The 19,914-nt window shown below is 65.1% G+C and carries 21 protein-coding genes and 1 tRNA gene; 15 read left to right on the forward strand and 7 right to left on the reverse strand.

Annotated features, from left to right (window positions below; genetic code table 11):
• Window positions 1–6 precede the first annotated feature (6 nt).
• From phnL to XH84_RS36580, 4 genes are read left to right on the forward strand one after another with little or no spacing between them, the layout of a single operon-like run.
• Window positions 7–705: a phosphonate C-P lyase system protein PhnL gene (phnL, locus tag XH84_RS36565; RefSeq protein WP_164936229.1), complete on the forward strand. Its 699-nt coding sequence runs from the start codon at window positions 7–9 to the stop codon at window positions 703–705.
• Window positions 706–716: 11 nt separating this feature from the next.
• The gene (locus XH84_RS36570; protein ID WP_128919242.1) at window positions 717–1,871 is read left to right on the forward strand and encodes an alpha-D-ribose 1-methylphosphonate 5-triphosphate diphosphatase; all 1,155 of its coding nucleotides are present in this window, start codon (window positions 717–719) and stop codon (window positions 1,869–1,871) included.
• Window positions 1,868–2,464 carry a phosphonate metabolism protein/1,5-bisphosphokinase (PRPP-forming) PhnN gene (gene phnN / locus XH84_RS36575; protein ID WP_128919243.1) on the forward strand — a complete coding sequence of 199 codons (597 nt, stop codon included), beginning with the start codon at window positions 1,868–1,870 and terminating at the stop codon, window positions 2,462–2,464. Before XH84_RS36570 ends, phnN begins: the two co-directional genes overlap by 4 nt.
• A 28-nt stretch (window positions 2,465–2,492) precedes the next feature.
• Window positions 2,493–3,104 (forward strand): pyridoxamine 5'-phosphate oxidase family protein, encoded by a 612-nt coding sequence (locus XH84_RS36580; protein WP_128919244.1) that lies wholly within the window; start codon window positions 2,493–2,495, stop codon window positions 3,102–3,104.
• Window positions 3,105–3,478: 374 nt separating this feature from the next.
• On the opposite strand, the gene XH84_RS36585 is transcribed toward XH84_RS36580, so the two are convergent.
• From XH84_RS36585 to XH84_RS36605, 5 genes are all read right to left on the reverse strand, one after another.
• Window positions 3,479–4,210 carry an SDR family NAD(P)-dependent oxidoreductase gene (locus tag XH84_RS36585; RefSeq protein ID WP_128919245.1) on the reverse strand — a complete coding sequence of 244 codons (732 nt, stop codon included), beginning with the start codon at window positions 4,208–4,210 and terminating at the stop codon, window positions 3,479–3,481.
• An 82-nt stretch (window positions 4,211–4,292) separates the two neighbouring features.
• Window positions 4,293–4,796 carry a DUF6496 domain-containing protein gene (locus XH84_RS36590; RefSeq protein WP_128919246.1) on the reverse strand — a complete coding sequence of 168 codons (504 nt, stop codon included), beginning with the start codon at window positions 4,794–4,796 and terminating at the stop codon, window positions 4,293–4,295.
• A 68-nt stretch (window positions 4,797–4,864) separates the two neighbouring features.
• Window positions 4,865–5,647 (reverse strand): alpha/beta fold hydrolase, encoded by a 783-nt coding sequence (locus tag XH84_RS36595; RefSeq protein WP_128919247.1) that lies wholly within the window; start codon window positions 5,645–5,647, stop codon window positions 4,865–4,867.
• Window positions 5,648–5,651: 4 nt separating this feature from the next.
• The gene (locus XH84_RS36600; protein ID WP_128919248.1) at window positions 5,652–6,947 is read right to left on the reverse strand and encodes an O-acetylhomoserine aminocarboxypropyltransferase; all 1,296 of its coding nucleotides are present in this window, start codon (window positions 6,945–6,947) and stop codon (window positions 5,652–5,654) included.
• A gap of 87 nt (window positions 6,948–7,034) precedes the next feature.
• On the reverse strand, window positions 7,035–7,835 hold the full coding sequence (locus XH84_RS36605) for an IclR family transcriptional regulator (protein ID WP_164936230.1): 801 nt from the start codon (window positions 7,833–7,835) through the stop codon (window positions 7,035–7,037).
• A 143-nt stretch (window positions 7,836–7,978) separates the two neighbouring features.
• On the opposite strand from XH84_RS36605, the gene XH84_RS36610 reads away from it, so the two are divergent.
• The 6 genes from XH84_RS36610 to XH84_RS36635 are packed head-to-tail and all read left to right on the forward strand — an operon-like array spanning window position 7,979 to window position 12,595.
• The gene (locus XH84_RS36610) at window positions 7,979–8,944 is read left to right on the forward strand and encodes a Bug family tripartite tricarboxylate transporter substrate binding protein (RefSeq protein WP_128919250.1); all 966 of its coding nucleotides are present in this window, start codon (window positions 7,979–7,981) and stop codon (window positions 8,942–8,944) included.
• 3 nt (window positions 8,945–8,947) lie between these two features.
• Complete coding sequence (locus XH84_RS36615) at window positions 8,948–9,565, forward strand: flavin reductase family protein (RefSeq protein WP_128919251.1); 618 nt, start codon at window positions 8,948–8,950, stop codon at window positions 9,563–9,565.
• 53 nt (window positions 9,566–9,618) lie between these two features.
• The gene (locus tag XH84_RS36620) at window positions 9,619–10,479 is read left to right on the forward strand and encodes a fumarylacetoacetate hydrolase family protein (protein ID WP_128919252.1); all 861 of its coding nucleotides are present in this window, start codon (window positions 9,619–9,621) and stop codon (window positions 10,477–10,479) included.
• Between the two features lie 3 nt (window positions 10,480–10,482).
• Window positions 10,483–11,286 carry a 2-oxo-hept-4-ene-1,7-dioate hydratase gene (gene hpaH / locus XH84_RS36625; protein WP_128919253.1) on the forward strand — a complete coding sequence of 268 codons (804 nt, stop codon included), beginning with the start codon at window positions 10,483–10,485 and terminating at the stop codon, window positions 11,284–11,286.
• Between the two features lie 25 nt (window positions 11,287–11,311).
• On the forward strand, window positions 11,312–11,707 hold the full coding sequence (locus XH84_RS36630; RefSeq protein WP_128919254.1) for a RidA family protein: 396 nt from the start codon (window positions 11,312–11,314) through the stop codon (window positions 11,705–11,707).
• A 12-nt stretch (window positions 11,708–11,719) separates the two neighbouring features.
• A complete protein-coding gene (locus XH84_RS36635) occupies window positions 11,720–12,595 on the forward strand; it encodes an amidohydrolase family protein (RefSeq protein ID WP_128919255.1) in 876 nt (291 codons plus the stop codon).
• A 176-nt stretch (window positions 12,596–12,771) separates the two neighbouring features.
• On the opposite strand, the gene XH84_RS36645 is transcribed toward XH84_RS36635, so the two are convergent.
• Window positions 12,772–13,779, reverse strand: coding sequence for an LLM class flavin-dependent oxidoreductase (locus tag XH84_RS36645; RefSeq protein ID WP_128919256.1), 1,008 nt, complete (start codon window positions 13,777–13,779; stop codon window positions 12,772–12,774).
• A gap of 116 nt (window positions 13,780–13,895) precedes the next feature.
• On the opposite strand from XH84_RS36645, the gene XH84_RS36650 reads away from it, so the two are divergent.
• The 3 genes from XH84_RS36650 (at window position 13,896) to XH84_RS36665 (ending at window position 17,309) form a co-directional block, all read left to right on the forward strand.
• Complete coding sequence (locus XH84_RS36650) at window positions 13,896–14,372, forward strand: cyclic nucleotide-binding domain-containing protein (RefSeq protein WP_128919257.1); 477 nt, start codon at window positions 13,896–13,898, stop codon at window positions 14,370–14,372.
• A 1,087-nt stretch (window positions 14,373–15,459) separates the two neighbouring features.
• Complete coding sequence (locus tag XH84_RS36660; protein ID WP_128919258.1) at window positions 15,460–16,197, forward strand: SGNH/GDSL hydrolase family protein; 738 nt, start codon at window positions 15,460–15,462, stop codon at window positions 16,195–16,197.
• Window positions 16,182–17,309 carry an acyltransferase family protein gene (locus tag XH84_RS36665; protein WP_245471990.1) on the forward strand — a complete coding sequence of 376 codons (1,128 nt, stop codon included), beginning with the start codon at window positions 16,182–16,184 and terminating at the stop codon, window positions 17,307–17,309. The genes XH84_RS36660 and XH84_RS36665 overlap by 16 nt, the downstream gene beginning before the upstream one ends.
• A gap of 80 nt (window positions 17,310–17,389) precedes the next feature.
• On the opposite strand, the gene XH84_RS36670 is transcribed toward XH84_RS36665, so the two are convergent.
• Window positions 17,390–17,464: transfer RNA gene (locus tag XH84_RS36670), tRNA-Thr, on the reverse strand.
• A 319-nt stretch (window positions 17,465–17,783) separates the two neighbouring features.
• Here XH84_RS36670 and XH84_RS36675 point away from each other — a divergent pair.
• Complete coding sequence (locus XH84_RS36675; RefSeq protein ID WP_128919259.1) at window positions 17,784–17,972, forward strand: hypothetical protein; 189 nt, start codon at window positions 17,784–17,786, stop codon at window positions 17,970–17,972.
• Window positions 17,973–17,997: 25 nt separating this feature from the next.
• Window positions 17,998–19,704, forward strand: coding sequence for an FAD-dependent oxidoreductase (locus tag XH84_RS36680; RefSeq protein WP_128919322.1), 1,707 nt, complete (start codon window positions 17,998–18,000; stop codon window positions 19,702–19,704).
• Window positions 19,705–19,914: the final 210 nt, after the last annotated feature.

Here is a 19,914-nt window from a genome sequence, read left to right on the forward strand (position 1 = left end):
TTTCAAATGACCGCCATGATCGACATCGCCGACGCCAACAAGACCTTTACGATGCACCTGCAGGGCGGCATCGAGCTGCCGGTCGTGCGCGGCGTCACCTTCCAGGTCAACCCGGGCGAATGCGTCGTGCTCTCGGGGCCATCGGGCGCCGGCAAGTCGTCGATCCTGAAGATGATCTTCGGCAATTACCGCTGCGATAGCGGCCGGATCGGCATCCGCCACCGCGGCGCGCTGATCGATCTCGCCAGCGCCGAGCCGCGGCAGGTGCTCAACGTCCGCCGTTCCACCATCGGCTATGTCAGCCAGTTCCTGCGTGCTGTGCCGCGCGTGGCCACCATCGACGTCGTCGCCGAGCCGCTGATCGTCAATGGCATGGCCCGCGCTAACGCACAGGCCCGCGCCGGCGGCCTGCTGCATCGCCTCAACATCCCCGAGCGGCTGTGGCAGCTGCCGCCCGCGACCTTCTCCGGCGGCGAGCAGCAGCGCGTCAACATCGCCCGTGGCTTCATCTCGGATCTGCCGATCCTCCTCCTGGACGAACCGACCGCCTCGCTCGACGCCGCCAACAGCGCCGTGGTGGTCGAATTGGTCGCCGAGAAGAAACGCCAGGGCGTCGCCATGGTGGCCATTGTCCATGACGACGAAATCCGCCATCTGATTGCCGACCGTATCGTCGACGTCACCAGCTTTGCCGCCGCGGCCTGAAGGACATGGAAATGAACGCCCCGAAGGATACCGTCATCGCCAACGCCAGGATCGTGCTGGCCGACCGGGTGATCGACCAAGGCTGGCTGGCCCTTGCCAATGGCCGTATTGCCGAGATTGGCGAGGGCAGGGCGCCCGCAGGCGCCGGGGATGCCGGCGGCGACCTGATCATGCCCGGCCTGATCGAGCTTCACACCGATCATCTCGAAGCCCACTACGTGCCGCGGCCAAAAGTGTTCTGGAATCCGGTCGCCGCCGTCGTCTCCTATGACGGCCAGCTCGCGACGTCAGGCATCACCACCGTGTTCGACTCGCTCCGGGTCTGGCGCGAGGACGGCGCCGAGGAGGTCGATGGTCGCGCCGGCGTGCTTGCCGCTGCGATCACGACCGCGCGCGATGCCAGCCTGCTGCGCGCCGACCACTTCCTGCACCTGCGCTGCGAAATCCCGATGCCGAGCGTGGTCGAGGAGGCCAAGGAGCTGATCGACCGTCCCGACGTCAAGCTGATGTCGCTGATGGACCACACCCCCGGCCAGCGCCAGTTCCGCGACGAGGTCAAGCTGCGCGACTATTATCGCGGCAAGGGTGGCGGCAAGACCGATGCCGAGCTCGACGAATTGTTCGCAAAGCGCTTCGAATATCAGAAGCAATACGCCGCAACCAATATGCGCGAGATCGTGGCGCTGGCGCATCGGTACAACATCCCGCTGGCGAGCCACGACGACACCACCGAGGAGAACGTCGCGGATGCCGTGCGCGACCGCGTTTCGGTCGCGGAATTTCCGACCACGCTGGAGGCAGCGCGCGCCCTGCACCAGGCCGGCATCGACATTCTGATGGGCGCGCCGAACGTCGTGCGCGGCGGCTCGCATTCCGGCAACATCGCCGCGGTCGATCTCGCCCGCGAAGGCCTGCTCGATATCTTGTCGTCGGACTATATCCCGTCGAGTCTGCTGATGGGCGCGCTGCAATTGCCCGAGCATGTGCCCGCGATCAGCCTTCCGGCGGCGATCCGCACCGTGACGAAGGCGCCCGCCGAGGCGGTCGGCCTCACCGACCGCGGCGAGGTCGCGACCGGCAAGCGCGCTGACCTGATTCGCGTGCATGTCGCGGGCCACGTTCCCGTCGTCCGCAGCGTCTGGCGCGCGGGACACCGCGTCGCATGAGCGAGAGCGCGACCACGGCCGAGGGGGCGGCGGGCGCAATCGGCCCCGGCCGGCTCGTGCTCGTGGTCGGCCCCAGCGGTGCCGGCAAGGACACGCTGCTGCGGCTCGCGCAGGCGGCCTGCGCCGACGATCACGACATCGTCTTCCCGCGCCGTATTGTGACGCGAGCGTCGTCGGCCGACGAGGACAATATCGCGTTAAGTCCCGACCAATTCTGCCGCGCGCGCGAGCGCGGCGACTTCGCCGTGCATTGGGACGCGCATGGGCATTGCTATGCCCTGCCGCTCGACATCGACGACCATATCCGCGCCGGGCGCACGGTCGTCGCCAACGTCTCGCGCACCGTGCTTGGCGCCCTGCGCCAAGCCTATGCCAATGTCATTGTGGTCGCGATCACCGCGCCGCCGGACGTGCTGGCCGCGCGGCTTGCCGCGCGCGCGCGGCAGAGCGATGGCAACATCGCCGAACGTCTCACCCGCAGCGTCGATGATACGGCGGCGCAGGCCGATGTCACCATCCTCAACGCCGGCAGCGCGGAGGATCACAGCCGTCAGCTCGTGCGCGTGATCAGTGATGATGGCCGGCACGGGTAAACCGCCGGCGCAACATGGAGAGAGTGGAATGACGGTGATCAATACGGTCGAACAATTGGAGGCCATCTACGGCGTGACCAACGACGCCTCGACCGTGAAAGTCGCCGACCATGTCACACCGCTCTATCGCGTGTTCATCGAGAAGGCGCCGTTCGCCGCGCTCGCCACCATCGGGCCCGAAGGCATCGACTGCTCGCCGCGCGGCGACCGGCCCGGCTTCGTCCGTGTCCACGATCCCAAGACGCTGATGCTGCCGGATCGCCGCGGCAACAACCGGGTCGATTCGCTGCGCAATATCGTGCGCGATCCCAGGGTGTCGCTGATGTTCCTGATTCCGGGCTCCGGCAACGCGGTTCGCGCCAACGGCCGCGCCCATCTGTCCATTGATCCGGAGCTGCTGGCCTCGTTCAAGGTCGAAGGCAAAGCGCCGCGCAGCGTCATGGTGATGAATGTCGACGAAATCTACTTCCAATGCGCCCGCGCCATCGTCCGCTCCGACCTCTGGAATCCCGACAAGCGCATCGATCCGAAAAGTTTGCCGACGCCCGGCCAGATCCTGGCGGAGATGAGCGACAACAAGGTCGGCGGCGCGGAATATGATCGTGCCTGGGCGGCGCGCGCCGCCGCGACGATGTGGTGACGCTCTCTCGTCTCCCTCGCCCCGCGCTTGCGGGGAGAGGGCGGGGTGAGGGGCCTCTCTCCACACACGAGATCGTCGTGGGACAAGCGGCAGGGCAATCGCATAGGATTTCACGAGGACTGTCTGCGGGCTTGCTCCGCCTCTCCCGCCTGCGGGAGAGGCCGACGCGCTCGCAGAGCGCGGCGGGTGAGGGCTCTCGCGACGCAGGGACATCCTCCTCAATCCTGAGCAATCCCGACGCGGAGACACCCCCACCCCCAGCCCTCCCCCGCAAGCGGGAGAGGGAGCCCAGTGCCGATGCCGCCGCATCGTGGACACCATATGCGATAGCAAGCGGGAGAGGTGAAGAGGAGCCCGCTGCGGACGGCAATGCTTTAACTAAACGCCATGCCGCCGCTCAGCGCGATCGTCTGGCCGGTCATGTAGGCATTGTCGACCAGCAGCATCACCGCTTTAGCCACTTCCTCGGCCGTGCCGAAGCGGCCGAGCGGAATGCGGCTGACGAGCCCGGGCTGGCCGCCCATCATGTCGGTCTCGATCAGGGACGGGGCCACCGCGTTGACGGTGATGCCCTCCTTCACCAGCCGCGCCGCGTAGCCTCGCGTCAGACCTTCCATGCCGGCCTTGGACGCATTGTAGTGCGGACCGATCGAGCCGGCGCCGCGCGCGGCGCCGGAGGAGATGTTGACGATGCGGCCCCATTTTCGCGCGCGCATCGACGGCAGCACCGCTTGCGTGCACAGAAAAGCGGATTTCAGATTGACCAGGATGGTGCGGTCGAAATCCTCCTCGGTGAGGTCGTCGACGCCCCGCGTGATGGCGATGCCGGCATTGTTGACGAGGATGTCGACCGGCCCGAGTCCGGCCGTCACGCGCTGGATCATGTCGGTCACCGCCTCAGCTTGCGAGACGTCGGCGGCAACGACGATGGCGCGGCCGCCGTGCTGACCGATCTCGCCCGCCAATTGCTCGGCCTGTCCGATTCTTTCACGGCAGTTGATCGCCACGGCGGCGCCTGATGCGGCGAGCGCGCGACAGATGGCTGCGCCAATCCCGCGCGAGCCGCCGGTCACGATCGCGGTACGTCCCTTGAGACTGTCTGACATGAGGAGCTCCGATCGATCCGGCCATGGCGGGATCGTCGAGCGTCAGCGGCTGCCATTCAAATCACAAGGCCGCTACATCAGGTTAGCTTCGCCGGCGCGCCCTCGTGCGTGCCGCCTTCTTCGCGGCCGCGGACCGGACTTTGGCACCCTTGGTGCGGCTTGCCTTGCGTGCGGCGGCTGAACGGGATGCTGCGGACCGCCGGTCTGCCGCGCGCTTGCCTTGCTTCGACAGCGCGCTCCGCGACGCCGTCGAGCGCGGCTCCTTCTTCAACACGCCTTCGACGGCGCGCGACACCTTCGGGCGGCGCTTCGCGGTGCGCTTGCCCTGACCGACTTCATAGGCGTATTTGGCGCTGCGGCGCGTGGCTTTCTTGGTGCGTCCCTTGCGCGGTGGCGGCAGGTCGACGCCGGCGCGGCGTGCCTCGGAGAGGCCGATTGCGATGGCCTGCTTCGTCGAGCGGGCGCCGTGCTTGCCTTTGCGGATCCTGTCGATCTCGTCCTTGACGAATTCGCCGGCCTGCGTGCTCGGCGACTTTCCGGCGCGCTTGTCCTGCTTCGCTTTACGGATGATCTCTTGTCTTGGCATGGTCGAGTTCCCCTGTGGACTCATAGGGATATCTGACCGCAACGCACGACGCGGAGGATTGATCCTTTTCAGTTCCGTAAGGCTGCCAGCAGTTCATCCGGACGCTCGGCCATGATCATATGGCCGGCGCCCGCCACCACGACGGTCTTCGCATGGGGGATTGCCGCCGCAAGCGCCTTGCCCGCCTTCGCCGGCGTCATCATGTCCCGCTCGCCGAGAATGAGCGTGGTCGGCACCCTGACGCTCGCGGCGGCTTGAAGCGCATTCGTATAGGCATTGCAGGCCGACAGATCTCTGAACAGCACGCCGGGCTCGCATGCCCTGAGCACCGCCTGCGCGCCGCCATGCATCCACAGGCCTGGCGCGAGGCTGCCGCCGAGCTCGGCGTTGAAGCCGAGGCCCCAGATCGAGACCATGTCGTTGGCATCCTGCGAGTTGGCCTCGGCGGCCTTCAACAGATCGGGGCCGACCGTCATGGTCGCGGCGGTGCCGATCAGGCTCAGCGCGGAGACCTTGTCGGGATGCCGGGCGGCGGTCTCGAGCGAGATCAGCGATCCCATGGAATGGCCGATCAGGTGCGCCTTGGTAGCTCTTGCCGCATCGAGCAGAGCCGCGGTCCAGTCGGCCATCTCGGCGATGCTGCCGAGCGAAGGCCCAGGAGAGCGGCCATGACCGGGGAGGTCAGGTGCCAGCACGCCAAAACCGTGATGGGCGAACCAGCGCGTGTGCAGCGCCCAGGTCGAATGATCGAAGCCGGCACCATGGATGAAGACGACCGCGGGCAGGGATTTGTCGAAATCGCGGCCGCCGGTTGCGACGAACACATCAGCGCCGTTGACGGAGAGCTTCATGGTGTCAGACCTTTTGCGAGATGCGCAGCGCCTGCGCCAGATCGTCGATGATGTCGCTTGCGGTCTCGATGCCGACCGAGAGCCGCACCAGCTCCTCGCCAATGCCGGCGTCCCTGAGCTGCTCGGCATCCATCTGCTGATGCGTGGTCGAGGCCGGGTGGATCACCAGCGTCTTGGCGTCGCCGACATTGGCGAGATGGCTGATCATGCGCAGGCTTTCGATGAACTTGCGTCCCGCCGGGCGTCCACCCTTGATGCCGAAGGAGATGATCGAGCCGGCGCCGCGCGGCAAGAGCTGCTTGGCGAGCTGATAGTCCGTGTGCGTCTCCAGCGAGGGATGCAGCACCCAGTCGACCGCCTTGTTGGATTTCAGCGCTTCCAGCACGAGGTGCGTGTTGTGCATGTGGCGGTCCATGCGCACGCCGAGCGTTTCGACGCCCTGCAGCAGCTGGAACGCGTTGGTCGGCGACAGGCAGGCGCCGAAATCGCGCAGGCCTTCGGTGCGCGCCCGCATGATGAAGGCAGCGGTGCCGAACTGCTCGTCGAAGACGATGCCGTGATAGCCGCCATAGGGCTCGGTCAGCACGGCGAACTTGGAGGACGCCCGCCAGTCGAAGCGGCCGCCGTCGATGATCGCGCCGCCGATCGCGATGCCGTGGCCGCCGATCCATTTTGTCGCCGAATGCATGACGATGTCGGCGCCGAGCTCGATCGGTCGGCTCAGATAGGGCGTGGCAAAAGTGTTGTCGATCAGCAGCGGGATCTTTGCGTCATGCGCGATCGCCGCGACCTCTGGGATGTCGAGTACCTCGAGGCCGGGATTGCCGATGGTCTCGCCGATCACGAGCTTCGTGTTCGGCTTGATGGCGCTGCGGAACGCGTCGAGATCGCGCGGTTTCACAAACGTCGTGGTGATGCCGAAGCGCGGCAGCGTGTGCGCCAGGAGGTTGATGGTGCCGCCATAGAGCGAGCTCGACGCCACGATGTGATCGCCGGCATTGAGCAGGGTCGCGATCGCCAGATGCAGCGCGGCCATGCCGCTCGCGGTGCAGATCGCGCCGACGCCGCCTTCGAGCGCGGCGAGCCGCTCCTCGAGCACGCCGGTGGTCGGATTGGAGATGCGCGTATAGATGTGGCCGGCGCGCTCCAGATTGAACAGCGCAGCGGCGTGATCCGAGTCCTGGAACACGTAGGACGTGGTCTGGTAGATCGGCACCGCGCGGGCGCCGGTCACGGGATCCGGATGCTGGCCCGCATGCAGGCTCAGGGTCTCGAAGGCGGGTGGTTTTGGCGCGGGCATGCATGGCCTCGTTGGTCGGTCGGCGGTGGAGGGCGTTGTGCCACAGAATGGCGCGCGAAGTCAGCCATTGACAGCGCCGTCTACGCCTCACCCCCCGATCGCCTGCTCGATGATCCGCGCTTCCCGAAGCAGGATCTCCGCGACCTCCTGCTCGCGGCGGGGGCCGAGCCTCGTTCGCACCGCGGAGACGGTCATCGCCGCGGCGGGGCGGCCGTCCGGGGTCTTGATCCAGGTCGAGATCGATTTCGTGCCCTGCACAAGGCCAGTCTCTCTCATGCCGTATCCCAGCCGTCGCGCGGCGGTGACCTCGCCGAGAACCGTCGCCGTATCGGTGCGGTAGGCCTCGAACCGCTTCTCGTTGGCTGCGACGATCTTGCGCGCGTCCTGCGCCGGCATCGCGGCGAGGATGGCGACGCCGGCACTGGAGACGCCGAGCGGCCGCCGCGCGCCGACCTCGATCGACAGCACCTGGATCGGATAGACGCCGATCCTGCGATCGACGCACAGCGTATCGTTGCCGGTTCGCGCCGTCAGAAACAGCGTATCGCCGATCTCGGCGGACGCGCGACGCAGCGAAGGATTGGCGGCAACCAGCAGCCGCGATGGTCGCGGCCGTGCCAGCGCCAGCTCCGGCACCTGGTTGCCGATCGCGTAGCGGCCGCTCCGCGCATTCCGCTCGACGATGCCTTCCTCGATCAGCACGTGGACGATGCGGTGCACGGTGGGACGGGTGAGGCCGGTCGCCTGGATCACCTCAGCCAATGGCACACCGTCTTCGCGGCCTGCGGCGAGAATGCGCAGCACGGCGAGCGCGCGCCGGATTGCCTGCGCGCCCTGCCGCGGTTCCAGGGCGCCGCGGCCGGCTTTCGGGGAATTCGTTCTGTCCATAATATGGACAAGAACGCCACAATTCACTCGACAGGTAAAGTGCGCATCTGGAGATTGCGCTGCGATCGAGATGCCTTTCGCGTTTCCTTGGATGACGCCCACGGCATTCGACGTGAGATTGGAAGCGCTGCCGGGAGGTTAACATGAGATTAATCTGGATTGCCATAGCTGCTGCCGCAGCGATGCTGGCGGGGCCCGCGTCGGGCCAGCAATGGCCTGCACGCAGTGTCAAGCTGATCGTGCCCTATCCCGCCGGCGGCAACGTCGACAGCGCCGCGCGCATCGTCGCCGACAAGCTTCAGGAAAAGCTCGGCCAGCCCTTCATCATCGAGAACAAGGCCGGCGCCGGCGGCATGATCGCGGGCGAGGCCTTCGCCAAGTCGGCGCCCGACGGCTACACGCTGTTCGTCGGCGCCAACGGCCCGGTGCTGTTCGCGACCGAGATCAACAAGCGCGACGCCTATAATTGGAAAAAGGACTTCATGCCGATCTCGACGATCTCGATGACGCCGCTGGTGCTCGAGGTACATCCGTCGGTGCAGGCCAACAATTTCAAGGAATTCATCGAGCTCGCCAAGCGCGAGCCCGGCAAGCTGACCATGGCCTCGCCTGGCCCCGGCACCACCAACCATCTGCTCAGCGAGCTGATGCAGTCGAACCTCGAGCTGCAATGGGTCACCGCGCATTATCGCGGCAATGCGCCGGCGATCAACGATCTGCTCGGCGGGCAGGTGCAGTTCGCATTCGACCAGCTCACGGTCAGCCTGCAGCATATCAAGGCCGGCCTGTTCCGCGCGCTCGCCGTCACCAGCCCGCATCGGCTGAAATCACTGCCCGACGTGCCGACCTTCACTGAACTCGGCTACAAGGATTTCGACGGCCAGACTTTTACGGGCCTGTTCGCCCCGGCAGGCACGCCGGCACCCGTCATCGACAAGCTGCACGAGACGCTGGTCGCGATCCTGAAAGACCCCAGCGTCGTCGATAAATTCGAAAAACTCGGCGGCGAAGCCACGCCGATGACGCCGGACGAATTCAAGGCCTATCTCGAGCGCGAGGACACCAAGTGGATTCCGGTGGTGCGCAAGGCCAACATCAGGGCGGATTGATCGATGCGGATTGATCCCAGCGAGCTCGGCGCGGAGCGCATCTACCGGCTGATGACCGGCATCGTGGTGCCGCGCCCGATAGCGTGGGTCACCAGCCTGTCGAGCAAGGGCGTGCTCAACCTCGCCCCGTTCAGCGCCTTCACCTTCGTCTCGCAGAAGCCGCCGATGCTCGCCATCAGCGTCGGCCGCAAGGGCGCCGATTACAAGGACACCGCGCACAACATCCTCGACACCGAGGAATATGTGATCCACATCGCCGATACCCCGCTGATGTCGGCGCTGCATGACTCATCGGTCGAGCACCCGCCTGAGATCAGCGAGGTCGAGCATCTCGGGCTGGAGACGCTGCCCTGCGAGCGCATCAAAGTGCCGCGACTTGCCGCCGCGCCGGTCGCGATGGAATGCCGCTTCCGGCAGTGCCTCGAATTCGGCGACGCCAAGAGCCGGCTCATCGTCGGCGAGGTCGTGATGTTCCATTTGCGCGACGGCCTCGTGAATGACGGCAAGGTCGAGACCAAAGCGCTCGATCCGATCGCGCGCATCGGTGGCCCCCGCTACGCCCGCCTCGGCGAGATCGTGACGCTGAACACGGTGTTCCAGACGCCCAAATCGAAAGACTGAGCGCGCCGGCCGGTCGCCGGCCAGGCCGCCTCGACATCATCGGAGGAATGATAATGCGACTCCTGAGCTATCTCGTGGACGGAGAGCCGCGTTACGGCGCGGCCGTCGAAGGCGGTGTCGTCGATCTGACCAAGCGGATCGGCCGCGACTATTCGGACGTGAAGGCGCTGATCGCGGCCAACGCGCTCGCCGATGCGCAGGAAGCGATCGCCGAGCAAGAGCCTGATTACGCGCTGGACAAGCTCGTGCTGCTGCCGCCGGTGCTGGCGCCGGAGAAGCTCTGGTGCATCGGCGTCAACTACGCCGAGCGCAACGCCGAATATAAAGACAATTCGGACCTGCCCAAATATCCGAGCCTGTTCGTGCGCAGCATGTCGTCGATGACAGGCTCCGGCCAGCCACTGGAGAAGCCGAAGGTTTCGGATGAGCTCGACTACGAGGGCGAGCTCGTCATCGTCATCGGCCAGGGCGGCCGTCACATCCCGCGCGAGAAGGCGTGGTCGCACATCTTCGGCATGACGCTGTGCAACGAGGGCACGATCCGCGACTGGCTGCGGCACGGCAAGTTCAACGTCACGCAGGGAAAGAATTTCGACCGCTCCGGCAGCATCGGCCCGTGGATCGTCACGTCGGACGAACTCGACCCGCGCGGGCCTCACGACATCGTCACGCGCGTCAACGGCGAGGTGCGGCAGCAGGACACGACCGAGCGGCTGATGTTCCCGTTCGACTTCCTGATCTCATATCTCTCCACCTTTGCCACACTCAAGCCCGGCGACATGATCGTGACGGGCACGCCGACCGGCGCCGGTGCGCGCTTCGATCCGCCGCGCTGGCTGAAGGTTGGCGACGTCGTCGAGGTCGAGTCGCGCCGTATCGGCGTGCTCAGCAACACCGTCGCGGCGGAGCAATAAACGATGCTGGATGCCGCCACGATCGACCGCCTTGCCGCGCGCCTCGATGAGGCCGAGCGGACCAAGACGCTGATCCCGATGTTCACGAAGGATTATCCGGATTTCAGCATCGAGGACGCCTATGCCGTCCAGCGCGCCTGGACCAAGCTGCAGCTCGGCCGCGGCCGCATCATCAAGGGCCACAAGATCGGTCTGACCTCGAAGGCGATGCAGAACGCGGTCGGCATCTCCGAGCCCGATTACGGCGTGTTGTTCGCCGACATGTTCTATGCCGACGCCACGCCGATCCCGTTTGACCGTTTCCACGCGCCGCGCATCGAGGTCGAGCTCGCCTTCGTGTTGAAGGCGCCGCTGCGCGGGCCCGACTGCACCATCTTCGACGTGCTCAACGCCACCGACTACGTGACGCCGGCGCTGGAGATCCTGGAGACACGCATGCACCGCGTCGATCCCGAGACCGGCAAGACGCGGAAGGTGATGGACACGATCTCGGACAACGCGGCCAATGCCGCGCTGGTGCTCGGCGGCCGGCCGTTCCGCCCCATGGATGCGGATCTGCGCTGGATCGGCGCGCTGCTGTTCCGCAACGGCGAGGTCGAGGAGACCGGACTTGCCGCCGGCGTGCTCAATCACCCCGCCAACGGCATCGCCTGGCTCGCCAATCGCCTTGCGCCGCATGACGAGTATCTTAGGGACGGCGAGGTCGTGCTGGCGGGCTCGTTCACGCGTCCCGTCGACATCCGCCGCGGCGACACCTTCCACGCCGATTACGGCGCGTTCGGCTCGGTGTCGTGCCAGTTCGTCTGAACCAACAACAAAGAGGGAGCGCACCATGACAGGCCACACGCGGCGCAAGAGCATCCACATCGGCGGCTTCAAACACGTCAATCCGATCCCGAACGCCTGCCGCATCGGCAATCTCGTGATGTCAGGCGTCATCCTCGGCCGCGATCCCGCCACCAACGCGATGCCGGAGAGTCTCGATGCGCAATGCGCCAACATGTTCGCGCATATGAAGGCGACGGTGGAAGCCGCTGGCGGCACCACGGATGACATCATCAAGATGACGGTCTGGCTGAAGGATCGCACGCAGCGCGGACCTGTGAATGTCGAGTGGCTGAAGATGTTCCCGGACGAGCATTCGCGGCCGGCGCGTCACGCGCTGCCGATGGACAACATGGATGGCGGCGCGCTGGTGCAGTGCGACTTCACCGCCGTGATCGACTGAAGGAGCGCTTGCATGCCGACCTATCTGCCGTTCGACCCCAATCCGCGCCGCCCGAGCAAGGCGCCGCCGCCGAAGACCGTCGACAGCCAGTTTCACGTGCTGGGGCCGATCGAGAAATATCCGGAGCGTCCGGGCGCCGCCTATCGGATGCCGACCGCGACCTGGGAAGCGGCGCTGCGCATGCACAGGGCGCTCGGCATCGAGCGCGGCATCATCGTGCAGACCACGACCTACGGCGCCGATCATGCCGTCGTGCTCGACGGTCTCGCCGCGATGGGCCCGAACTATCGCGGCTGCGCCAACGCGCTGGTGTTTGCGGAAGCAGACGATTCCTATCTTGCCAAGCTGCATGACGCCGGCGTGCGCGGCGCGCGCTTCAGCTTCCGCCAGGAGCTCGGTGCCGTACTGTCGGACGCCGATTTCGCCCGCGCCATCGCGCGCATCCGCGAGCTCGGCTGGTACGTCAAGATCCAGCCCGAGAAGGACGGCATCATGTCGAGCGTCGCCAAATACGAGAATCTCGACGTGCCCGTGCTGATCGACCACATGGCCCGCCCTGACCCCGAGGCCGGCAAGAGCGATCCGAACCTGCGCAAGATGCTGGAGCTGCTCGAGAAGGGCAATTTCTGGGTCATGCTGTCGCTCGGCGAGAAGACCTCGAAGGCGGGCGCGCCCTACGACGACGTGATCCCGATCGCGCGTGCCTATATCGAGGCCGCCGCCGACCGCTGCGTCTGGGCCAGCGACTGGCCGCATCCGGTCTCCGTCAAGCAGCCGCCGAACGATGCCGATCTGATCGAGCTGATGTACCGCTATGTCGCGGACCAGGCGGAGCTGGAGAAGATTTTGGTGCACAACCCGGCCAGGCTGTTCGGGTTTGCGGATTAGCGGGTTTGAGGCTCGCCACGCGCGCGGTGCGCTCCCTCTCCCGCTTGCGGGAGAAGGCGGGGGTGAGGGCTCTTTCCTCTAGGGGATTGTCCCATCGTAGAGACACCCTCTCCCCCAACCCTCCCCCGCAAGCGGGGGAGGGAGCGCACCTTCATCGCCGCGATAATCGGATCTCATCACACCGCCGGCTGTTTCGCCAGGTGGTCGCGCACCTCCGCCGCGATCTCGAACGAGCGCAGCCGTGCGGAATGGTCGTAGATCTGCCCGGTGGTGATCAATTCGTCCGCGCCGGTATCAGCGATCAGCGCCTTCAACTTCGCTTCGACCACGCTGGGCGAACCGACCGCGGAACATGACAGCGACTGGCCAACCATGGCCTTCTCCGCCGGCGACCACAGCACGCCCATGTCGTCCACCGGTGGCGGGAGGGGCCCCGGCGTGCCGCGGCGCAGATTGATGAACTGTTGCTGCAGCGAGGAGAACATCCGCTGCGCCTCCGCGTCGCTATCGGCGGCGAACACATTGACGCCGACCATCGCATAGGGCTTGTCGAGCTGTGCCGACGGCTCGAAGCGCGCGCGATATTCGCGCAGCGCCGGCATCATCATTTGCGGCGCGAAATGCGAGGCGAAGGCGAACGGCAGCCCCAGCATCGCCGCGAGCTGCGCGCCAAAGGTGCTGGAGCCCAGGATCCAGAGCGGCACCTTGGTCCCCATGCCGGGCACGGCGCGAATCGCCTGGTTCGGCTGCACCTCGCCGAGCAGCGCCTGCAGCTCGAGCACGTCGTGCGGAAAGTTCTCGGAAGTCGTGGCGAGATCGCGCCGCAGCGCCCGTGCCGTGAACTGGTCGGTACCCGGCGCCCGCCCGAGCCCGAGATCGATCCGCCCGGGATAAAGCGATTCCAGCGTGCCGAACTGCTCGGCGATGACGAGCGGCGAATGGTTCGGCAGCATGATCCCGCCAGAGCCGACGCGGATCGTTGTGGTGCCGCCCGCGATGTGGCCGATCACCACGGACGTCGCCGCGCTCGCGATCCCCGTCATGTTGTGATGTTCGGCGAGCCAGAACCGTTTGTAGCCCCAGCCTTCCGCATGGCGGGCGAGATCGAGCGAATTGCGGAACGCCTGCGCGGCATCGCCGCCCTGGCAAATCGGCGCGAGGTCGAGCACGGAGAAGGGGATCATGGGGGGCTACCAATGTGGGGCGATGCGCGCCGGAACTTCACATATAGGAGCCGGACATGGGAATGTTAGCGCGTAGGGCTGCTTGCCGCAGATCGAGATTGCCGTATCCTTGCACGATGGTTGTCACTGCCCCCGATCTGAAAGCGTTCCTGCTCGCGACGCCGTTCTTCGGCGGCCTTTCGGAACCGAGCCTCGATCTCCTGATGTCGATGCTGGCCGAGCGCCGCTTCGATGCCGGCGCGACCGTCGTGTCGGAGGGCGAGCCGGGACGTTCGATGTTCATCGTCCAATCCGGCCGGCTCGCGGTGAGCAAACGGACGAATGCGGGCGTCGTCATCCCGATCTCCGTTCTGGAGCGCGGCGATTTCTTCGGCGAGATGACGCTGATCGAAATGCAAAACCGTTCTGCCACCGTGGTCGCGGAGGCGCCGACCGTATTGTACGAGCTGACCGCCAAGAATCTCTACGCCTGTTACAAGGCCGACATCCACGCTTACGTGATCGTCCTGCAGAACATCAACCGTGAGCTCTGCCGGCGCCTGCGGCGGGCGGATGAGCGGTTTGCGGGGCATGCGGCGGGTAGCGACAATTGATAGTGCGTAGGATGGGTAGAACGAAGCGAAACCCATCATGCCGCGGTACCGAACAAGGCCGCGATAGGTTTCGCTTCGCCTTCGCTCTTGAGCTACGGCGGACACGTCATTCCACGCATCCTGCGGGCCGCCGTCCCGATACGGCTACAGCAGCGCCATCGAGTGCAGCGAGTTTCTATGAAAGCCGAAGGCAACGATGCCGGAAAGAAGCAACGCAGTCCCAGTCACGATCAGGCAACACGCAAACACTATCGAAGCCTCTGGTTCGTCATGAATGACAAAGACGATAATAGATAAAACTTTACTGACAATCGAAAGGAAGGATTAACCTTACTTGCGCAGCCCAGTCGCGCCCCGTCGGGCAAAACACCCAAATCCCGTCAACCTCCTCCTGCAAAAGTATTCCACTTTACCGAAATTCGGAATTGCGGCATATTCGCCGCCATCCCGGCCCAAGGAGAGGGGCGATCGTACGTCGCAACGAACGTGGGCCGGGCTGCGGTGGACGCGGCTGCGTCGGGCACGGCAAGGCGGGACCAGGGCGGGTGAACCTCGTGAGGTCCGTCTCCGTGTGACGAACGGCGTAGTCGCGTACGGCTAAACCATGTCGTCCTGGCTGTCGTTGCTACAGCCAAGCTTTCGCGAAGATGCATCGGCCAACCGGACGCGGTGCATCGGATTTCGCGAGGTGACGGAGGCCAGAAGGAACTCGGCTCCGGGGAGAGCAGGCATAAGCCGTCAACCCATCGCGCAGGGAAGGCCGGGTGTTTCCGGCCCACCTGTCTTCCGCCTGCGCATTTGCGTGTGCAAATTCTTGGCGCAGCGGGTCATGGGTGCCAGCCGGCACCCGGTCTTCCCTGCGTCCTCTTCACAAGAGAGGGCGAACGAGAAGAGCAAAACTCGGGCGCTTCGAGCCGCGAGAACGCTGAACCGCGCGTGGGTTGAACACGAAGAGCATCGTGCTGTCAGATCGGAATGAATTCACGCATTCATTCTGTTTTGTATCAATTTGATCGTATTTTCTTGGTCCGACGATGCGATCTTGTGTGGCACTCTGGCGTGGCCCGTTGATGTCGAAGAGCAGGCGATGCTTCTGTCGATGCAACTCGGCGCTTCGAAGTTCGCCCCTACGGTACGTTTGAGCCCGTCCATGAACAGGATGCTTGTCGGTTTTGCGGTCCTCTTGATCGGCGCTGTTGCGGCCGGGGCCTCTGTTGCCAAGAAGCAGGCGTTTTTCGAATCGCATCGGCGGAGCCGTCAAGTCATCCTTCATTACACGCTGTCCCGGGTCGACGATCCCATCATCGTTCTCGGCGACAGCGTGGTGGAAGCCTCTGCGCTCCCGCGCGAACTCTGCGGTCATCCGATCGTCAATGCCGGCCTGGACGGTGCCTCCACAACGAGCGATTTGGGCAGTTGGTTGACCGATGTGCTCGACGGCAGACCTGCGCATGCGATCGTGATGGCGCTGGGTATCAACGACGCACTCGGAGCTGCGCGTGACTTGCCGGAGTTCAGGGCGAGCTACAGCGCGCTCCTGGCGAAGCTGTCGGAGACAAAAGCCCGCATTGTCGTGCTGGCGGTTCCCCCACTCGAGGTTTCGTCGCGTCTGCCCGCCGAAGCGCAGATGAAGGCGATGCGCCTGATCGAGAGCTATAATTCCGCCTTGCCTGAACTCGCCAGCCGCGGCGGCGCGACCTTTGCCGCGCTGCCGCCCATGCCGGCGCCGCACACGATCGACGGGGTGCACCTGAACGCCGTCGGGTATCAGCTGTGGGATCAAGCCGTCTTGCAGGGAGCATCGGTCGCATGCAGGGCGAACTGACACCGATGGTTGCTCCTGCCCGAGCGAACAAGCTTCTCGGATTGGAGCTGTTGCGCTTCCTGACGGCGTTCGCGATCTTGGTGTTTCACTATCGTCAATTCGCCTTCGTTGGCGACAGGGACGTGGGGCTTCTCCAGGATCATCTGCCGCTCTATTGGCTGCTTGCCCCATTCTACAGCAGCGGTCCCTATGCGGTCCGCATTTTCTGGTGCATCAGCGGCTTCATCTTTTTTTGGAAGTATCGCGACGCGATCGCCGATCGGGCGCTCGACGGCTGGAAATTCTTCGTCCTGCGTGTCTCGCGGCTCTACCCATTGCACCTCGCCACGCTTCTGCTCGTGGCCCTGCTGCAGCCCGTTTACGTCGGGGTCCATGGATCGTCTTTCGTGTATCAGAATAACGATCTCACGCATTTCGTGCTGCAGCTCCTGATGGCCGGCACCGCGACGTCTCAGGATGCGCTGAGCTTCAATGGACCGATCTGGTCGGTCTCGGTCGAAGTTCTGGTCTATTTCGTCTTCTTCGTGCTGTTGCTGGTCAGTCGCTCCTGGTGGCTCAATGTGGCGCTGATCGCCCTCGGCTTGATGATTCCGGGAGAGGTCGCGGACTGCTTTACTTTCTTTTATGTCGGCGGGCTCGCGGCGATGGCGCGCCGATCCTTGCAGTCTTCGCCCGCTCATGCGCTGGCAGCCGAAGGCATCGCCTGGCTTGCTGTCGTGTCCGTGGTCTGCGGATATTGGCTGATGGGTGGCCGGCTGCAATCGATAGGCTTGCTGCTGCTTCTGATCTGTACGTCGCTGCTGCTCTATAGTCTCTCGCGCGACATCGTCTTGCCGGCCCGGCTTCAGCTACTTGTCGAGGCGGCCGGCAACGTGACCTATTCAAGTTACCTGCTGCATTTCCCGATCCAGCTGGCGATGGTGTTGGGCTTTTCTTTGATGCAGGCCCCGATTCCGCTCTATCACGACGCATTCTTCGGAATGTTTATCGGCGTCACGCTGCTGGCGTCGCATTTCACCTACCGCTATTTCGAAGAACCGGCGCAGCGGCTCATCCGCGCCTCGTTGCTGCCGGTGCGCAGTGAGGCTGTCCGCCGTCCGGCCATGGCGTGAGCACGCAGCGGCGTTTCGCGGCCATAACCCTCACGCAGGCCCGAATTTTCGATAGAATCAATGTTCACAGCAGGAGGGAATGGTGCTGCCAGACAGGATTGAACTGTCGACCTCTCCATTACCAATGGAGTGCTCTACCACTGAGCTACGGCAGCATGTGCTGGTGAAGAATCGGGCGCCCGAGGGGCCCTGCCAAGCGGGCCGATATCTGCCACAAGCCCCCCTCCTGTGCAAGCTTGCTCGACCCGTCAAAACGAGAAAATCGGGCCGATATCGGGGCCAAAGTGCCCATTTTTGGTTGAAACCACCGGCTTTCCCTCGATTCGAGGTTCGCTCATCCCCGCCAACTGGCCAGGTGACCGAGGATGTGGATTCGGTTCATTTCGAGTTTCGCACGATCGGATCGCAAAGGGCCTCTTGAGCTGCCGCATTCTCTGGGCATGTTATCGCCGATGGCAGTATCGGATCCCCGTGATGATGGACGAGAACGAGAAGAGCGCGCCCCAGGCGAAGACGTCCCGGGACGACCGGCTGAAATCGGCGCTGCGCGAAAACCTGAAGCGGCGAAAGCTGCAGGCGCGCGAGCGCGCCGCAAGCGCTGAGCCCTCGCCAAACGACGATGGTTCCCTCAATCAGGGGACCGCCGGGAAAGCCGGCACTTGAAACATTTGAATGAGCGAGAATGACGATGGGGCAGGACGGACAGCAACGAACCAATGGTGACGCGCTGATGTCGCGGTTCACGCGCCCCGAACAGACCTTTCCAACGCTGACGCCGGCCGAGATCGAGCGGATCAGGCATTTCGGCGAGGTCCGCAGCTACAAGGACGGCGAGTTCCTGTTCGAGACCGGCAAGCCGGGACCCGGCATGTTCGTGGTGCTGAAAGGCCATGTCGCCATCACCCAGCGCGATGGGCTTGGTCACGTCACGCCGGTGATCGACCAGGGACCGGGGCAATTCCTGGCCGAGCTCAGCCAGCTCTCGGGGCAGCCGGCGCTGGTGGATGGGCGCGCCGAGGGCGACGTCGAGACGCTGCTGCTGCCGCCGGACCGGCTGCGCGCGCTGCTGGTCGCCGAGGCCGAGCTCGGCGAGCGCATCATGCGCGCGCTGATCCTGCGCCGGGTCAACCTGATCCAGGGCGGCATCGGCGGCCCCGTGCTGATCGGGCCCTCGCATTCGGCCGGCGTGGTGCGGTTGCAGGGCTTTCTCACCCGCAACGGTCAGCCGCATCATCTGCTCGATCCCGAGCGCGATCGCGACGCCGCCGAGGTGATCACGCGTTATTCGCCCAAGCCCGAGGACTGGCCGCTGGTGGTTGCCGCCGATGGCGCGGTGTTGCGCAACCCCAGTGAGAGCGAGCTTGCGCGCGCCATCGGCATGATCGGCGGCGCCAAGGATGACCGCATCTACGACGTTGCCGTTGTCGGCTGCGGACCGGCCGGGCTCGCCACCGCCGTGTACGCGGCGTCCGAAGGGCTGTCGGTTGCCGTGCTCGACATCCGCGCCTTCGGCGGTCAGGCCGGGGCCAGCGCGCGCATCGAGAATTATCTGGGCTTTCCCACTGGCATTTCGGGCCAGGCGCTGACTGCGCGCGCCTTCACCCAGGCGCAAAAATTCGGCGCCGACATCATGATCCCCGTGACGGTGAAGTCGCTCGATTGCACGCGCACGGACGGCGCATTCTCGGTGGCGCTCGACGGCAGCGATCCCTTGCGCTCACGCGCGGTCGTGGTCGCGAGCGGCGCGCGCTATCGCCGGCCTGAGATCGCAAACCTCGACAAGTTCGAGGGACGCGGCGTCTGGTACTGGGCCTCGCCGATCGAGGCGCGGCTCTGCGCCGGCGAGGAGGTGGCTCTGGTCGGCGCCGGCAATTCGGCAGGCCAGGCCGCCGTGTTCCTGTCGGGTCACGCCAGACGCGTCCTGATGATCATCCGCGGCGGCGGTCTCGGGGCCAGCATGTCGCGCTATCTCATCGAGCGCATCGAAGCGACGCCGAACATCGAATTGATGTTTAACACCGAGATCACCGCGCTCGAGGGTGACGAGGCCGCGCTGCTGCGGCGCATCCGCTGGAAGAGCCGGTTGTCCGACGACGAGGATGCTGCCGACATCCGCAATCTGTTTCTGTTCGTCGGTGCCGATCCAGCCACCGCCTGGCTCGACGGCTGCGGCGTCACGCTCGATCGCGGCGGCTTCGTCGTGACAGGCGCGCAGTCCGAGCAGAACCAGGGCCGCCTCGTGGCGCCGCTGGAGACCTCGGTGCCCGGCGTCTATGCCGTCGGCGACGTTCGCTCCGGCTCGGTCAAGCGCGTCGGCGGCGCCATCGGCGAGGGCGCCCAGGTCGTGGCTTCCCTGCACGGCTATCTCGGCGATGCCGCAAAACCGGCGCTTTAGGCAACGAGAAGTCAAGAGAATGGCAAGTCGAATGGGACTTGCCATCGTGCCAGCAACTACAGACTATCTCCTCATCCAGAGGAGCGCGCCTGAGCGCGCGTCTCGAAGGATGAAGGCTCGGAACGACGACCCGGGCCTTTCATGGTTCGCGCGTCGATCCGCAAGCATCGTCCGCAGGCGTGCTTCGCACGCTCCGCACCATGAGGATCC

This window comes from Bradyrhizobium nanningense (genome assembly GCF_004114535.1).
GTDB lineage: Bacteria > Pseudomonadota > Alphaproteobacteria > Rhizobiales > Xanthobacteraceae > Bradyrhizobium > Bradyrhizobium nanningense.

Excerpts from the sequence above, each read along its gene's own strand:
- phnL (WP_164936229.1), top strand. The coding sequence starts at position 7 with ATGACCGCCATGATCGACATCGCCGACGCCAACAAGACCTTTACGATG.
- XH84_RS36570 (WP_128919242.1), top strand. The coding sequence starts at position 717 with ATGAACGCCCCGAAGGATACCGTCATCGCCAACGCCAGGATCGTGCTG.
- phnN (WP_128919243.1), top strand. The coding sequence starts at position 1,868 with ATGAGCGAGAGCGCGACCACGGCCGAGGGGGCGGCGGGCGCAATCGGC.
- XH84_RS36580 (WP_128919244.1), top strand. The coding sequence starts at position 2,493 with ATGACGGTGATCAATACGGTCGAACAATTGGAGGCCATCTACGGCGTG.
- XH84_RS36585 (WP_128919245.1), bottom strand. The coding sequence starts at position 4,210 with ATGTCAGACAGTCTCAAGGGACGTACCGCGATCGTGACCGGCGGCTCG.
- XH84_RS36590 (WP_128919246.1), bottom strand. The coding sequence starts at position 4,796 with ATGCCAAGACAAGAGATCATCCGTAAAGCGAAGCAGGACAAGCGCGCC.
- XH84_RS36595 (WP_128919247.1), bottom strand. The coding sequence starts at position 5,647 with ATGAAGCTCTCCGTCAACGGCGCTGATGTGTTCGTCGCAACCGGCGGC.
- XH84_RS36600 (WP_128919248.1), bottom strand. The coding sequence starts at position 6,947 with ATGCCCGCGCCAAAACCACCCGCCTTCGAGACCCTGAGCCTGCATGCG.
- XH84_RS36605 (WP_164936230.1), bottom strand. The coding sequence starts at position 7,835 with ATGGACAGAACGAATTCCCCGAAAGCCGGCCGCGGCGCCCTGGAACCG.
- XH84_RS36610 (WP_128919250.1), top strand. The coding sequence starts at position 7,979 with ATGAGATTAATCTGGATTGCCATAGCTGCTGCCGCAGCGATGCTGGCG.
- XH84_RS36615 (WP_128919251.1), top strand. The coding sequence starts at position 8,948 with ATGCGGATTGATCCCAGCGAGCTCGGCGCGGAGCGCATCTACCGGCTG.
- XH84_RS36620 (WP_128919252.1), top strand. The coding sequence starts at position 9,619 with ATGCGACTCCTGAGCTATCTCGTGGACGGAGAGCCGCGTTACGGCGCG.
- hpaH (WP_128919253.1), top strand. The coding sequence starts at position 10,483 with ATGCTGGATGCCGCCACGATCGACCGCCTTGCCGCGCGCCTCGATGAG.
- XH84_RS36630 (WP_128919254.1), top strand. The coding sequence starts at position 11,312 with ATGACAGGCCACACGCGGCGCAAGAGCATCCACATCGGCGGCTTCAAA.
- XH84_RS36635 (WP_128919255.1), top strand. The coding sequence starts at position 11,720 with ATGCCGACCTATCTGCCGTTCGACCCCAATCCGCGCCGCCCGAGCAAG.
- XH84_RS36645 (WP_128919256.1), bottom strand. The coding sequence starts at position 13,779 with ATGATCCCCTTCTCCGTGCTCGACCTCGCGCCGATTTGCCAGGGCGGC.
- XH84_RS36650 (WP_128919257.1), top strand. The coding sequence starts at position 13,896 with ATGGTTGTCACTGCCCCCGATCTGAAAGCGTTCCTGCTCGCGACGCCG.
- XH84_RS36660 (WP_128919258.1), top strand. The coding sequence starts at position 15,460 with ATGCTTCTGTCGATGCAACTCGGCGCTTCGAAGTTCGCCCCTACGGTA.
- XH84_RS36665 (WP_245471990.1), top strand. The coding sequence starts at position 16,182 with ATGCAGGGCGAACTGACACCGATGGTTGCTCCTGCCCGAGCGAACAAG.
- XH84_RS36675 (WP_128919259.1), top strand. The coding sequence starts at position 17,784 with ATGATGGACGAGAACGAGAAGAGCGCGCCCCAGGCGAAGACGTCCCGG.
- XH84_RS36680 (WP_128919322.1), top strand. The coding sequence starts at position 17,998 with ATGGGGCAGGACGGACAGCAACGAACCAATGGTGACGCGCTGATGTCG.